Origin of the sequence: Sphingomonas chungangi (assembly GCF_013778325.1) — a bacterium.
In the GTDB taxonomy this organism is placed as follows: domain Bacteria; phylum Pseudomonadota; class Alphaproteobacteria; order Sphingomonadales; family Sphingomonadaceae; genus Solisphingomonas; species Solisphingomonas chungangi.
On sequence record NZ_JACEIB010000003.1, the window covers coordinates 610,637 to 624,134 of the forward strand.

Annotated in this window: 12 protein-coding genes and 2 tRNA genes; 5 read left to right on the forward strand and 9 right to left on the reverse strand. The window is 65.2% G+C overall.

Translation table 11 applies throughout. The annotated features are described in order from the left end of the window. Nucleotides 1-107 precede the first annotated feature (107 nt). The gene (locus HZF05_RS07125; protein WP_160363664.1) at nt 108-1,904 is read right to left on the reverse strand and encodes a hypothetical protein; all 1,797 of its coding nucleotides are present in this window, start codon (nt 1,902-1,904) and stop codon (nt 108-110) included. 168 nt (nt 1,905-2,072) lie between these two features. Here HZF05_RS07125 and HZF05_RS07130 point away from each other — a divergent pair, with 168 nt between their 5' ends. Then, a complete protein-coding gene (locus tag HZF05_RS07130; protein ID WP_160363665.1) occupies nt 2,073-2,309 on the forward strand; it encodes a hypothetical protein in 237 nt (78 codons plus the stop codon). On the opposite strand, the gene HZF05_RS07135 is transcribed toward HZF05_RS07130, so the two are convergent. Next, nucleotides 2,306-4,675 (reverse strand): TonB-dependent receptor, encoded by a 2,370-nt coding sequence (locus tag HZF05_RS07135; protein WP_160363666.1) that lies wholly within the window; start codon nt 4,673-4,675, stop codon nt 2,306-2,308. The genes HZF05_RS07130 and HZF05_RS07135 overlap by 4 nt on opposite strands. Before the next feature lie 124 nt (nt 4,676-4,799). Here HZF05_RS07135 and HZF05_RS07140 point away from each other — a divergent pair, with 124 nt between their 5' ends. Continuing rightward, a complete protein-coding gene (locus HZF05_RS07140) occupies nt 4,800-5,450 on the forward strand; it encodes a TetR/AcrR family transcriptional regulator (RefSeq protein WP_160363667.1) in 651 nt (216 codons plus the stop codon). A gap of 21 nt (nt 5,451-5,471) precedes the next feature. On the opposite strand, the gene HZF05_RS07145 is transcribed toward HZF05_RS07140, so the two are convergent. Continuing rightward, nucleotides 5,472-5,562 (reverse strand) — tRNA-Ser (locus HZF05_RS07145). Nucleotides 5,563-5,628: 66 nt separating this feature from the next. Here HZF05_RS07145 and HZF05_RS07150 point away from each other — a divergent pair. Further along, nucleotides 5,629-6,504: a peptidylprolyl isomerase gene (locus HZF05_RS07150; protein ID WP_160363668.1), complete on the forward strand. Its 876-nt coding sequence runs from the start codon at nt 5,629-5,631 to the stop codon at nt 6,502-6,504. A 17-nt stretch (nt 6,505-6,521) separates the two neighbouring features. On the opposite strand, the gene HZF05_RS07155 is transcribed toward HZF05_RS07150, so the two are convergent. After that, on the reverse strand, nt 6,522-7,043 hold the full coding sequence (locus tag HZF05_RS07155; protein WP_181638812.1) for a hypothetical protein: 522 nt from the start codon (nt 7,041-7,043) through the stop codon (nt 6,522-6,524). Nucleotides 7,044-7,163: 120 nt separating this feature from the next. Beyond that, nucleotides 7,164-7,925: a DUF1134 domain-containing protein gene (locus tag HZF05_RS07160; RefSeq protein WP_160363669.1), complete on the reverse strand. Its 762-nt coding sequence runs from the start codon at nt 7,923-7,925 to the stop codon at nt 7,164-7,166. 175 nt (nt 7,926-8,100) lie between these two features. Between HZF05_RS07160 and HZF05_RS07165 the strand changes: the two genes are divergently transcribed. Together HZF05_RS07165 and HZF05_RS07170 are read left to right on the forward strand one after the other, a co-directional pair. Then, a tRNA-Ser gene (locus HZF05_RS07165) sits at nt 8,101-8,190 on the forward strand. A 342-nt stretch (nt 8,191-8,532) separates the two neighbouring features. Beyond that, nucleotides 8,533-9,828: a tyrosine-type recombinase/integrase gene (locus HZF05_RS07170; protein WP_160363670.1), complete on the forward strand. Its 1,296-nt coding sequence runs from the start codon at nt 8,533-8,535 to the stop codon at nt 9,826-9,828. Here HZF05_RS07170 and HZF05_RS07175 read toward each other — a convergent pair. From HZF05_RS07175 to HZF05_RS07190, 4 genes are all read right to left on the reverse strand, one after another. Next, nucleotides 9,825-10,019 carry a helix-turn-helix transcriptional regulator gene (locus tag HZF05_RS07175; RefSeq protein ID WP_160363671.1) on the reverse strand — a complete coding sequence of 65 codons (195 nt, stop codon included), beginning with the start codon at nt 10,017-10,019 and terminating at the stop codon, nt 9,825-9,827. The genes HZF05_RS07170 and HZF05_RS07175 overlap by 4 nt on opposite strands. Nucleotides 10,020-10,110: 91 nt before the next feature. Continuing rightward, nucleotides 10,111-10,959, reverse strand: a complete 849-nt coding sequence (locus tag HZF05_RS07180) for a hypothetical protein (RefSeq protein WP_160363672.1) — start codon at nt 10,957-10,959, stop codon at nt 10,111-10,113. 73 nt (nt 10,960-11,032) lie between these two features. Then, complete coding sequence (locus tag HZF05_RS07185) at nt 11,033-11,935, reverse strand: hypothetical protein (protein WP_160363673.1); 903 nt, start codon at nt 11,933-11,935, stop codon at nt 11,033-11,035. Continuing rightward, nucleotides 11,928-12,329, reverse strand: coding sequence for a hypothetical protein (locus HZF05_RS07190; RefSeq protein ID WP_160363674.1), 402 nt, complete (start codon nt 12,327-12,329; stop codon nt 11,928-11,930). The genes HZF05_RS07185 and HZF05_RS07190 overlap by 8 nt, the downstream gene beginning before the upstream one ends. Between the last annotated feature and the right edge of the window lie 1,169 nt (nt 12,330-13,498).

A 13,498-nucleotide genomic window follows, 5' to 3' on the forward strand; every position in this document is an offset into this window, starting at 1 on the left:
CCGCTGGCGGTTCCGGGTATCGAGCCCAGAACCGCGAGACAGACAGACCAGTGAAGAGGAGAGGCCGCCCGCCTCACGCCGCACATGCGCCCCCGAATGCTGCGGCGTTACTGGGCGTTGGCGATCGCGTTGGCGAAGGCCCTGCTCTGCGCCGCAGCGGAGAACGCAGGGTTCATCGCCAGCGCCTGGAAGCCCGGATTGACCGCCAGCGCCTGGAAGGCCTGCGCATTGTGGGCGAGTGCGGCGAGCGCCTGCGGCTGGTGCGCCAGTGTCTGGAAGGCCTGCGCGTTCTGCGCCATCGCCTGAAATGCGGCCGGGTTCTGCGCCATCGCGCTCATCGCCTGGGCATTCATCGCCTGCGCCGCCGATCCGTTGGCCGCGATCGCCGCCGCGGCGGCCTGCGCACGGAACGCCGATGCCGCGGTCGCCATCGCGGCGAGCCCCTGAGCATCGTGCGCCGCCGCCTGGAAGGCGTTGGCATTGTGCGCCATCGCCTGGAAGGCCTGGGCGTTCGACGCGAGCGCCTGGAAGGCCTGCGCATTCGCGGCCATCGCCTGGAACGCCTGCGCGTTGGCGGCCATGGCGCTGAACGCGCCGGCCTGCATCTTCACCTGCCCCATCGCGTCTCCATCGGCGGCGAGCGCCTGGAAGGCCTTGGCATCATGCGCCATCGCCGGCATCGATCCGGCGCGCGCCGCCGCCTGGAAGGCGTTGGCATCATGGGCGAAGGCGGCGAAGGCCTGCGGGTTGTGCGCCATCGCCGCGAAGGCGGCCGGATAGCGCGAGAAGGCCGCGAAGGCCTGCGGATAGGAGGCCATCGCCGCGAAAGCCTGCGGCTGGTGCGCGAAGGCGGAGAAGGCCTGGGCGTTCTGCGCCATCGCCGCGCCCATTTGCGCATTGAACGCCTGCGCGTCGATACCATTGGCGAGCCTGCCGCCGGCGCGCGCGAAGGCGTCGGCCGAGGCCGCCTGCGCCTGGAAGGCCTGGGCATTGTGCGCCATCGCCTGGAACGCCTGCGCGTTAGCCGCCATAGCCTCAAACGCCTTGATGCTGGCGACGGTGTGGAAGGCCTGCGCATCCGCCGCGAGCGCCTGGAAGGCCTGCGCGTTGGCGGCCATGGCGGTGAAGGCGGCGGCGTTGGCCTTCACCTTGCCCATCGCGTCGGCGTCGGCGGCGAGCGCCTGAAAGGCTTTCGCATCGTGCGCCATCGCGGCCATCGATCCGGTTCTCGCCGCCGCCTGGAAGGCATTGGCATCGCGGGCGAAAGCGGCGAAGGCCTGCGGATCGCGCGCCATCGCGGCGAAGGCCTGCGGATAATGCGAGAAGGCGGCGAACGCTTGCGGATAGGACGCCATCGCCGCGAAGGCCTGCGGCTGATGGGCGAATGCCTGGAACGCCTGCGCGTTGGATGCCATGGCCGCGAAGGCCTGCGCCTGCTGTGCGTTGGATGCCATCGCCTGCGAGGACGCCGCCTGTGCCGCGCTTGCCATCGCCTGGAAAGCCTGCGGGTCGTGGGCCAGCGCGGTGAAGGCAGCCGGGTTCGCGGCCATCGCGCTCATCGCTTGCGCATTCCGGGCAAGCGCGGCGAAGCCGGGATCGGACGCCATCGCGCGGAAGCTGGGATTATGGACCATCACCTCGAAGGCATCGGTCTGCATGAGCTGCGGCACCGCGGTGTCGCCCAGCGTCACGTCGTTGCTGCCGATCTGGCTGGACACATAGCGATCGGCCGGTGCGATCGTGCCGGCGCTCGGCCCGTGCGGTGGGAATATGCGGCCGACGCCATAGGCGCCGCCTGCTACGGCAAGCACGGCTGCCGCTATCCCGATGGTCTTCTTGCGGTTCGAGTTGGTGCCGGTAGGTGTGCTGATCGTGTCGGCAGCCCCGAAAGCGGTATCGGTCATGGAAATTCTCCCCCGAGTGCGAGAAACGTCACCCGAGGCGTCTATCGTGTCAATCGATATCGGAATGCCGTTCGATGTGGATGGTTCTCGGATCGAGACGGTTACTTCCTTCACCAGCCATATCTCGCGACGAGAACGAAACGATTACTGCATGGTACGAGCACCAAAATGCATCGTAATCTGGCGGAAAAGAGCGGAAAACGAAAGCTCCTGTCGCTAGTTGATTGTCATGGCAAAGGTATCTTGGTTTCAGATGGTCTGATCTTCCGGTATCAATTATCCGATTTCGAATTGAAGCGCGCGTTTTCGGCGATGTCGCTGATCCGGCACCATTTAATCGCCTTTCGAGAATGCATTCGAGTGGTTGCAGCGAATCGCTGCGCCTCGTTTGTCGGGCTTCTCTAGAAGCGGAAGCCCACCGTCCCCGTCCAGGTGCGCGGATCGCCGTAATAGACGGTCTGGATGTTGCCGACCGATGAAAATTCCTGCGCATCCGTCTTGTAGATGGTGTTGGCCGCATTCTTCACGCCGCCCTGCAGATACCAGCGGCCGGTCGGGTCGTCGTAGCGGACATAAGCGTTGAACAGCCAATAGCCGTTCTCGTAGAGGCCCGGCCGGTTGTCGACCGACAGCCACTGCTTGTCCACGAAACGCGCGTCGCCACCGAACGTAATCGTGCCGGCACCCTGCAGGTCGAAGGCGTAATCGCTGCCGATGCTGGCCGAGAGCGGTGGCGCGAAGGCGGGCTTGCAGACGATGTGCTGGCCGGTCGGGTTGCAGGAGAAATTGTCGGTGCCGTACGGCGGCGTGCGCCGCGCATCGTCAAACCGCAGATATTTCGCGTTGAGGTAGCCGACGTCGGCGCGGATCGACCAGGCCTTGGTGGGCTTCACCGCCAGTTCCGTCTCGATGCCCCAGATGCGCAGCTTGCCAGCGTTGATCACCGGGAAGGAGCCGCCGAGGATACCGGTCTGGCCGCCGCCGACGCGCGCCTGGAAATCCTTGTAGTCGCTGTAGAAGACGTCGCCCGACAGGCTCACCCGCCCGCCGAGGAAGCTGCCCTTGGCGCCGGCCTCGTAGGTCCACACCGCCTCGGGCTTGAAATAGGGCACGACGACAGTCTTGCCGTCGATCACCTGGGTCACGTCACCCAAGCCGTTGACGCGACCGTTGAAGCCGCCCGACTTGAAGCCGCGCGAGGCCGACGCATAGAGCAGGGTATCGCGCGTCGGCTTGTAGGAAAGCGTGAAGCTTGGCGTCCAGGCGTGGAAGTCGGCATGGTCGAGATCGTTGTACGGCGCAGGCAGCGAACCCGGGAAATCGAACGGCGCGCTGGTGATCGTGCCGCCGAGCAGCGGGTTGCCCAGCACCGTATAGGTCGAGCGGACATAATGCTTGCGCTCGCTGGTATAACGGATGCCGGCGGTGGCCGAGAGCTTGTCGGTGAAATCGTAGGTCATCTGCCCGAAGGCGGCGTAGCTCTTGCTCGTCTGGAAATCGGTGATGTAGCGCTGGAAGGTCGCCGGGGTGCCGAGCACGGTGATGTAGTCGTCATCCTCGGACAACTGGTTCGAGCTGATTTGCTCGTTCAGATAATAGAGGCCGGCCACGCCTTTCAGCGGGCCGTGATCGTATTTGAGCTGCAGTTCCTCGCTGATCTGGCGCTGGCGCACGCCGACATAGGCATCGGCGACCTGCAACTGCGTCGCATCGAAATCGAGCCAGTAATTGGGTTTCAGCTTGCGATAGGCGCTGATCGAGGTGAGCGTGAAGGCGTCGTTGAGCTCGACATTGGCGGTGAACGCCACGCCCCAATGGTGGAGCGTCTGGTCCTGTCCGGGCTGCAGGCTGGTCGAGGCCTTGAAATCGTAGGGGCCATAAGGATTGGCCGGTGAGATCACCTGCTGCGCGCCCGTCACCAGATCGACGTTGGTCAGCGGTGCGGTGGCATAGCCCAGCGTCGGGCGGGTGTGCTGGTGCGTGTAGTCGCCCTCCAGCGTCAGTTCGACCCTGTCGCTCGCCTTGTAGCGCAGGATGGCGCGGCCGGCCTGCGTGTTGCGGTCGTTATAATGGCGGCCGGTCAGCGGATCCTCCACCGTGCCGTCGCGCCGGTCGTAGACGCCGGCGAGGCTCAGCGCGAGCTTGTCGGTGACGAGCGGCACCGTGACATAGGCGTTGGCGAGCTTCTGGTTGTACGATCCGTAGGTGAAATTGCCGCTGGCGTGGAATGCCTCGAGATCGGGCCTCTTCGAGATGATGTTGACCGCGCCGCCGATCGTGTTCTTGCCGTAGAGCGTACCCTGCGGCCCGCGCAGCACCTCGATATGGTCGACGTCGAACAGGTTGAACAGGGCGCCCTGGATGCGGCTGATATAGACGCCGTCGACATAGACGCCGACCGCCGGGTCGAAGGTCTGCAGCGCGTCGGGCTGGCCGATGCCGCGGATGAAGATGTTGGCGTTGGTGGTGGAGCCGCGCCCCTGCACCAGATTGACGTTCGGCGCGGTGCCCTGGATGCCGGAGAGATCGACCGCTTGCTCCTTGGAGAGCTGATCGGCGGTATAGGCCGTCACCGCGATCGGAACGTCGATCAGCTTTTCCGCGCGACGGCGCGCGACCACGACGATCTCGTTGCCGCTCGGCTGGTCCGCCGCGACAGCGGGCGAGGCCGGGCCGGCGGGCGCCTCCTGCTGGGCGAGCGCGGGCGCCGTCGCCAGTAGCGCGGTGCCGAGCGCGAGACGGATGCGAAGAGCGGCGATGTTGCGGGCCATGAAAGCGTTCCTCCTCCTGAACCGGGCGACCTCCTGCTAGGGTTGCTCCGGCGTTGGATGTCCTATAATGAAACCTGAACCGGCTTTCAACTTTACAAATGGCCGGCGTGAAAACGAGGCGAGGATGAAGGGCCCGGAAGCAGACGAGGGGGCATCGGCCTCCGGAGCGAAGACGCCACGCACGGCGCGGGGTCGGCGCACGTTGCGCGCCCTGCTCGATGCGGCGGCCGACGAGTTCGGGGAAAAGGGCTTCCACGATGCGGCGATCGCCAAGATCGCCGAGCGGGCCGGCACCGCGATCGGCAGCTTCTACACCTACTTCGATTCCAAGGAGGCGATCTTCCGCGCGCTGGTGCAGGACATGAGCCGGCAGGTGAAGGAGAGCGTCGTGCCGCGCATCCTGAGCGAGCCCGACCGCCTGTCGGGCGAACGTGCCGGCATCGAGGCGTTTCTGTCGTTTGTCCGCGAGCACAAGGCGCTCTACACGATCATCGATCAGGCCCGCTTCGTGGCGGCGGACGCGCATCACGATCACTACCAGGGCATTGCCGACGGCTATCGCATGAGCCTCGCGCAGGCCGAGGCGAAAGGTGAGATCCGCTCGGGTGACAACGAAGTCCGTGCCTGGGCGATCATGGGCATGAACGTGTTTCTGGGCCTGCGCTACGGCGCATGGAGCAGCGACGGAGATCCCAGGGACATTGCCGCAGCGGCGATCGATCTCATCGCCAACGGGCTCGCGCAGCGCCGCGCGGAATCGGGCGGCGTCGCCTGATTAAGATTCCTGCCATGCGACTGGCGGAGCGGGAGGGATTCGAACCCTCGAGGAGCTTTGGACCCCTACACACTTTCCAGGCGTGCGCCTTCGACCACTCGGCCACCGCTCCGTGAGGGGGGCTGCTAGCGACATTGCTCGGCTTCCGCAACCCGATGCGCTGTGGCAGGCTCACGTCATGCGCCGATATGCTCTCCTACCGCTTTTCGCCCTCCTTGCCGCGGCGGCGCCGCCCGTCGCGAAATCTCCGGGCGAGATCGTTGCCGCCGCACCGGCGAGCGCGTGGCGCGCGGTCGATCCCGACAATCTTCTGCTGATGGATCTCGGCAATGATGGTCATGTCGCGATAGAGCTGACGCCGGCCTTCGCGCCCGCGCATGTCGCCAATATCCGCGCGCTGGTGCGCGGCCACTGGTTTGACGGCAATGCGATCGTGCGCGTGCAGGACAATTATGTCGTCCAGTGGGGCGGAGCGGATGAGAAGAAGCCGCTGCCCGTAGGCGTCGCCGCGCATCTGCCCGCCGAATATGAACGGCCGCGCACTGGGCTCGCCATCCGCGCGCTGGGATCGCGAGATGTCTATGCACCGGAGGTCGGCCATGCCGACGGCTGGCCGGTGGCGAGCGATGGCAAGAGCGCGTGGCTGCCGCATTGCTACGGCATGGTCGGCGTGGGGCGCGACATGCCGCCCGATACCGGTACCGGGGCCGAGCTCTACACCGTGATCGGGCAGGCACCACGCCATCTCGATCGCAACATCACGGTGGTCGGCCGGATCGTCGACGGGATCGAGGCAATGACCGCGTTGCCGCGCGGGACGGGCGATCTCGGCTTCTACTCCGACCCCACCCAACGGCTGGCGATCACGCGGGCGCGGATCGCGTCGGATGTGCCGGAGGCGGAGCGGCCCCGCTATCAGGTGATGCGCAGCGACGCGCCAGCTTTTGCGGCGTATGTGGATGCACGGGCGAACCGGCGCGATGCGTTCTTCGTGCGGCCGGCGGGCGCGGTCGACATCTGCAACGCTCCGGTGCCGACCCGCCGCGCGCCCTGACGGCGCGGGCGCCGCGATCAGTGGTGGTGGCCGCCGCTCGGCGGATGGAAGCCGCCGAACGCTCCACCGAAATGACCGCTCGGCGCGTGAGTAGGGGCACCACCCGGCGCGCCGTGCGGTCCGCCCGGATTGCCGCCATGCCATCCGCCGGACTGGCCACCCGGATTCCCCCCATGCCAGCCGCCCTGGCCGTTGCCGGGATTGCCCTGGCCCACATGCCCAGGGCCGCCATGCCAGCCGCCGCCCGGATGCCCGTGCCAGCCATGGCCGTCCGGGCCATCCCAGTGATGACGGTGGCCGCCGCGATCGTAGATGAAGAAGCCCGTGCCCGGATAATAAGAGTCGCCGTACCAGCCGTAGCCCGGCCAGTCGTAGTCGCCGTACCCGCCATCATAATATGGCGAGCCGTAATAGCCGCCGCCCGCATAGGCGCCGCCGCCATAGCCGTAGCCGTCATCCACGCAGCCGCCGAGCGCCAGCGCACCGGCCAGAGCGAGCCCGGCCACACCGGCCCGGCGCCATTTCGAGACCCTGTCCATCGTCCATCTCCCGGGCGGCCGGGACCCTCCGGCCGCCACTTGAGATGTCATTCTATCTCATGGGGTTGAACCGACGCTGAACCCGTTTCGTCGCGTGCCGTGCCGGGATGGCACGGCGGCTCAGAACGGCATCAGCTTCGATTGCGGCGTGAATTTCATGTAGCCGACGTTCGCGCCCAGCCGCCAGCCGACGCCGAGCCGGATCGGGATCAGTACGACGTCGCCGCGCCGCAGATAGCTCGCGGTGAAGCCGCCGATAAAATAGGCGGTGCCCTCCGCCGCGGGGAAGCGGTGGTACAGGTCCTGGCTGTCGTAGAGATTGTAAACGAGGATGAATTCCTTCGAGGCATTGCCGCCGATGTCGAAGCCCAGCGATGGCCCCGTCCAGTAGACCGACCGGTCGCCCTCCACCTTGTGGTGCAGCACGCCGGAGCCGTATTTCAGGCCGACCGCGAACGCGCCGCTCGCCTCGCGGCCGGAAATATAGGCGGTCGGGCGGCCCTGGTCCTTCAGGATGCGCTCGATCATCTTGGCGAGGCCCTCGGCGCCGCGCCCGAACACGCCCTCGGCGGCATCGAGCACGTCATGTTGCTCGTAGGTCTGGCTGTCCGGCGCGCGCGACGCGTTGGTCGCGGGCGGTGCATATTGATCCTGCCCGGACGGCGGCGACTGGGGCGGCTGGGGCGTGCCGTAGCCACTCTCGGGCGGAGGCTGGGTGCCGCTCGTTTCGGGCTGGCCGCTGCCTGCGGGCGCGAGATCGCTGTGCGCCTGGGGAGAGGAGGGGTCGACGGTGCCGATCTGCGCGGAAACGGGCGCAGCGGCGAGCGCCAGAAGCGATGCGACGGTGAACGGCGCCGCGATCCGGCGTGCGGTGGTGATCATGGAAATACTCTGCTCCCCCGACATGTCGGTCACTGGTTAACCGCGAAGCGCCTTGCCGCGCAATGAACGCGCCGGGGCGTTCCCGCAACACGACTCAACGGAGGCACGCTTCGGCGCGTCACAGGCGGTTGTGCACGCGAAAAACGCTCGCTATAGCGCGCGCACGCCGCAGCTCGGAGACGTGGGTGAGTGGCTGAAACCAACGCTTTGCTAAAGCGTCGTACGGGAAACCGTACCGAGGGTTCGAATCCCTCCGTCTCCGCCAGACCTCAAGCTCAGATAACCCCACCAGGGGTCAAAACCCCCAGATTTCCTCGGCTTTGGCGCAGCCGGTTGGGTCACCGATAGTCATCGGAGGTCGTGTAATGTCAGCGCGTGGGGGGTATGCCTGGGGGTATTGCTTCGGCGTTTGGGGGTATCGTCGAACCGGCGCGCCTGACGGGTCTGACAGCACTGGAATGCCGCCGTCGGCATCACCCGTCGCCTTTATTTTCGCCACCGATAGTCATGTGATGTCAAAGAGATAATGCCCGATTGAATTCGGCGCATTGGAGAGTCAGCTGGTCTGAAGCCCGCAGAATAAGGGCTTGGAGGAAAGACCGGCAAGATGTTGAACGACGCGCAGTGCAAAGCGGCCAAGGCGACGGGCGAGGCCTATAAGTTGAGCGATGCCCATGGGCTTAGCCTCAACGTGTCGAAGACCGGGCATAAATCGTGGCGCCACAAATATCGGTACGGCGGCAAGGAGAAGCTCCGTACCCTCGGCACCTTTCCCGAGGTCACGCTGAAGCAGGCGCGCGAGATCTGCAAGGCCGACAAGCAGTTGCTCAAGGAGGGCAAGGATCCCATTATCGAGGCCAAGCGCGCCGTCCTCGCCCATCGGCTCGCGGCTGCGGACACGTTCGAGGTTCTCGCGCGCGAATGGTATGCTAAGGAGCAGCCGCGTTGGAAGGCCGTTCACGCTAGGGATGTCATAGAGAGCCTCGAACGGGACATCTTCGACGACCTAGGCTCGCTGCCGGTCATGAGCATCGATTCGACGCTCGTTCTCGCTACGTTGCAGAAGGTCGAAGCGCGTGGCGCCATCGAGACCGCGCATCGCCTGCGCCAGCGCATCTCGTCGATCTTCGCCTATGGCATCGCCAAGGGGCGTGCGATCGCCGATCCGGCCGCACATTTGGTCAAGGTACTCAAGGCCACACCGCCGTCGCGGCGCTGGCCAGCAGCCAAGACGATCGGCAAGGCGCGTGAGGTACTGGCGATAACGGATGAGGCCGAGGTCACACCCGTGGTCAAACTCGGCTCGCGCTTCCTGGCGCTGACATCGCAGAGACCGGGAACGATCAGATGGATGCGCTGGGACGAGATCGAGGATTTCGATCCCGAGGGCGTCCGTCCGAACGACGGGGCGATCTGGACGGTGCCCGCGCACAAGATGAAGCAAGAGATCGGCATGCGCGAAGACGAGGACTTCGACCATCCGGTGCCATTATCCGGTGCTGCGGTCGATGTGCTTTGCCAGGCTTGGCTGTTCAGCGAGGGAAGCGAATATGTCTTTCCCGGCCAGCACAGCATCCTCAAACCGATGAGCGAGAATGCCCTCTCCTACCTCTATCTCCGCGAGGGACTTCGCAAGCGCCATGTCCCGCACGGCTGGCGGTCGAGCTTCTCGACGATCATGAACGAGTGGGTGATCGAAAATGGCGGGCCACGCGATCCGCTAATCATCGATCTGATGCTAGCCCACGTTCCGACCGGTATCTCGACCAGTGAATTGCGCTACATGCGCGCCGCATTCATCGAGCGGCGTCGCAAGCTCGCGACAATCTGGGCGGAGATGCTGCTCCAAGGCGCGTGTCCGGTCGAGATTCTGGCGCAAGGTCGCCGTCGGCGCAGCACCTAGCTACGCGGGCGGCAGCAGCTCGCGAAATAGGCTTCGACCTCGCTGCGGAGCCAGCGCTTGCGCTTGACGAAGTAATAGGGGTCGGGGAATCCCGGCAGCTCGGCATCCCGCTTCGCGCTGGAGTAGCTGCTGCCAGTCATGGCGGCGATCTGCTTGATGGTGACATAAACAGGCTGTCGATTGTCGGTCATGAAGGTCCTCCTGGGTTCGAGGACGTCCATATCTTTCATCGCGGCGGGACCGTGGACCGGGAGAAATGATTCCAACTTGCGGTCATGCGGATTAGAGGTTTTTCAACACCGTCCGGATCACATCGACCGAGGGAGGCTGGATCGCGTATCGATCGAGCAGCACGAGATCCTGGCTCGCGATTTCATCGAAGACATGGGTTACGAACCGAACGAAAGGTGCGGGCTTTTTGTCGTTATTCGGGGCCTTTGGGACTCTGCCCGTCACGTGCCGGTAGATGTCGGCGAGATCGCGGATAAAGGCTTGGCGGTCGCGGTTCGGTCGGTTGCCGGACTGCATCCCCCGATTGCGAGCGCCGCCCGGCTGGTCGCGGAAGACGCACTTGCGGTACTCGGCGATAATCGCAGTCGCTTCGTTGTAGACGGCTACGCAGTCGGTCAGCCCGTGTGTCGCCCGGTTTCCCGAAAACGGATTGTTGATACGCCTCGGCAGAAGCGCGGAAATGTAGGCAGCCTCATGCCCGGCGACATGAAAGCGGCCGTGCAACGCGAATGCGAGGCGGCTCAGCGCGTTCTCGCGGACAAGCTCGGGCGTACCCGTCTCGCCTTCGTGCCTGACGAATTGGTCCGCGAGGGTGTCGGCCGCGATCGCCATCTCGCGAGCGGCGTCGCGAATGCGGCGAATGCACGCGAGGAAGGCTGTTTGCTCGGGCTTGTCGGGTGCGTTCTCGACGGTGAGCAGATAGGCCAGACAGCAGCGCGCGAGATCGAGATGGGCGCCGCGGCGAATGCGCTCGATCGTTTCGGGCGGCAATGGCGTGCCCGGGGGCATAGCCTGCTTGAACGACCCAAGTGCGAAGTGCCGATCAAACACGACTTCGGCGGCGTCACCATCGACCGTGACTTTGCGCTGATCGTATTCGGTCGCCCCACTTATCGTCATTCGATGACCTCTTACCCTCATCTGTCCGTCACGCGTTCATTCTGCCTTCGGTTGGTAAAAATCCGACTGAAGCTCAGCGCGATTGCCAGCTTGCGCAAGCTGCTCGATAGGCCTTGGCAGCGGTAAGCAACTCCGAGTCCGAGAGGCCATTGGCCAGCAAAGCGTGGTGCGCATCGTGCAACTTACCATTGCAAAGGATGCGCTCGTCGGTCGCATCGCTCGACCGACGGGTAGAATACATCAACCTCGGCACGGGAGGCGACCCACCATCGAGTGCGGCAAGGCTGGCTGGGTCGATGATGGACACGGCGGCGAGTTGGCGTGCGAAAGCATGGACCCGTGTCGCCATCAGGGCCGTCGCCAGCCGATAGCCTGGCAGAGGATTTGCGATGACAGCGCTGAGTCGAGCGCGATGCCTGAGACGCACTTCCTGAATGCCAGGGGCCTGATGGCGCAGGTCGATCTGCGGCTCAGCCCGGTTGGCGATGTCGGCGGGAAAGGCGCGCGACCCATCCTGGTCGTTGTGGACAATGAGGATCGTCCCGATCTTGCCGTAGGTGGACACCATCCGTTCAACGAATCGGCTGGTCGGCGCGTTCGTCGAAACGATGCAATAGAAGATGATCCTCGCGCCTTCGTTATGCAGCATCCGCCACACTGTTTGCAGGAAGGCCATAACTGGAGTGTCCGAGCTGCTAATGCCGGCGCCGAGATCGAACAGCAGATGATGCGCGCTGTCGCTCCCGTACTGCGCGACCCAGCCGGGAGCATCCTCAATACCGCTGGTCCAATCCAGCTTTACGACATTGTCCACCCCCACCCGACGAGCGAGACCGCGGTTGCCGTCGTCGACATCGACGAGAGTGCAGCGGTGCCCGGTCAGCGTGAGCACCGCCTCGAGCATGTCGGTCGTTTCGGTCTTCCCCGCCCCGCCTTTGACGGTCGTCAGCACATGCACGACGCGTTTCTCAGTCATCGCCATTGTCCACCCAACGCTGATGGCCGGACAGACCGTCGTGCTGGACAGGCTGAGGCTTGATGGCCTCGCGCGGCTTATGTGTGACGGGTGTCGACGCACTCGGCTCCGTGATCTTCTTCGTCTTGCGCCCGCGCGTGGGCGAGGCGACGCCACGCTCTTCGCAGATCCGCCGGAACGCACTCTCGACCGATTCCGGGTTGAGTGGGTCTTCGCCGCCGAGCGCTTCAGCGATCTGCTTCCACGACATGCCACGGCGCCGGGCCGCCATGATCTCGTCGAAACACTCTTCCACCTTGCCGGTAAGCGTGCCGGTCGTGCGACGGTTCGTGACCGGCGCCGCGAGTCGGCGCACGGCCTGTTCACGCCGCCATTTATCCCCATGTGCTGCCATGTTCGTCTCCCTTCCGGGAAACGGATATGCACCGGACGCTGCCTTCGAAAAGGTCGGCCGATCCGCCTGACCCCTCATGACCCCTGGTGAAGAACATATATATTCTAGGCTGTTGACGGTGCGGCGGCCATCCCCGACCCGGATACGATGTGCACCTCCTCGTCCCTGTCCCAATACCGCGCGAGAGCCGCCGTCGCCCGCATCGGCGCACTCCCGCTCGGCGGATATGCCGACGGCTTTACGGCCGGGAGTAGTGCGGATGGCGGCAACGAGGATCGCGGTTTCGATAGGGCGTACGGCCTCCGTTCGCCGACATGGTGTTGTCAGTCGAATGCAGCGCTCGAAGCCCCCTCCGGCGGCACATCGTTGCAGGCGGCGTGCGGTCCCGTATATCCTGCCGTGGGCGACCGTTCTGAACGCCTGGGTGCCGGCCCGGTCGAACGCCTGATCCAGAACAATTGCCGGAAACCGCTCCGGCACGACGGGCCGGGTGTTGCCCGATTCATGCTGCGGCGTCAGCCTGCATGTTGCCCCTGCACGGCGCAGCCTCCGAAACGGGCGATCCTACGGCCAGGTGACGGTGTCGGGACGGGACCGGATCGCCAATCGTGCATCCGCCATCAGCCCGCCACCAGAGTGTGTCGTGCATCGTCCTGTGCATCTGCCGCGCACCTCGACAGTCAGGTCATTTGCAACCCGTTCGGCACCATCGGGGCGGTTGTGCCGCACCGATCCTGTCGTATCTCCTCGCGGACAGGGCGCACCTCGAAAGACCGATCGGCCGCCCGTCGTAACGACCTGCGACAAGCATTCCGGCCGTCGCAATCCTGCCTGCTATCGCGACGGTTCCGGGCATCGTGGCGTGAGCGCCCCGGCCGCGATGCCCTGCACGCTGTGCGGCCGGGGCGCGGCTGGTTCCCGCATAGCTGGGTTGCCGCGATCCAGAGCGGCAACATGCCCGCCCGCATCGCGGTCGAGCAACGCGATCCGTGCTGCCTTCGCGACCGGCGCGATGCCCTGGCCGTGGCACGATCGAGAAACGCCGCCACGGCGGCTGAGGTGAAGCGCTTGCCGACGGCCAGTCGGCGGGCCGCCTGCCGGCATTGGGGAAGGAAAGCGGTGAGCAGGATGGGGTCTGGAACCAGACCCCGGTCGCTCGGCGGAGAACC

Excerpts from the sequence above, each read along its gene's own strand:
- HZF05_RS07190 (WP_160363674.1), bottom strand. The coding sequence starts at position 12,329 with ATGGCAGCACATGGGGATAAATGGCGGCGTGAACAGGCCGTGCGCCGA.
- HZF05_RS07125 (WP_160363664.1), bottom strand. The coding sequence starts at position 1,904 with ATGACCGATACCGCTTTCGGGGCTGCCGACACGATCAGCACACCTACC.
- HZF05_RS07180 (WP_160363672.1), bottom strand. The coding sequence starts at position 10,959 with ATGACGATAAGTGGGGCGACCGAATACGATCAGCGCAAAGTCACGGTC.
- HZF05_RS07150 (WP_160363668.1), top strand. The coding sequence starts at position 5,629 with ATGCGCCGATATGCTCTCCTACCGCTTTTCGCCCTCCTTGCCGCGGCG.
- HZF05_RS07130 (WP_160363665.1), top strand. The coding sequence starts at position 2,073 with ATGCATCGTAATCTGGCGGAAAAGAGCGGAAAACGAAAGCTCCTGTCG.
- HZF05_RS07170 (WP_160363670.1), top strand. The coding sequence starts at position 8,533 with ATGTTGAACGACGCGCAGTGCAAAGCGGCCAAGGCGACGGGCGAGGCC.
- HZF05_RS07175 (WP_160363671.1), bottom strand. The coding sequence starts at position 10,019 with ATGACCGACAATCGACAGCCTGTTTATGTCACCATCAAGCAGATCGCC.
- HZF05_RS07185 (WP_160363673.1), bottom strand. The coding sequence starts at position 11,935 with ATGACTGAGAAACGCGTCGTGCATGTGCTGACGACCGTCAAAGGCGGG.
- HZF05_RS07140 (WP_160363667.1), top strand. The coding sequence starts at position 4,800 with ATGAAGGGCCCGGAAGCAGACGAGGGGGCATCGGCCTCCGGAGCGAAG.
- HZF05_RS07160 (WP_160363669.1), bottom strand. The coding sequence starts at position 7,925 with ATGATCACCACCGCACGCCGGATCGCGGCGCCGTTCACCGTCGCATCG.
- HZF05_RS07155 (WP_181638812.1), bottom strand. The coding sequence starts at position 7,043 with ATGGACAGGGTCTCGAAATGGCGCCGGGCCGGTGTGGCCGGGCTCGCT.
- HZF05_RS07135 (WP_160363666.1), bottom strand. The coding sequence starts at position 4,675 with ATGGCCCGCAACATCGCCGCTCTTCGCATCCGTCTCGCGCTCGGCACC.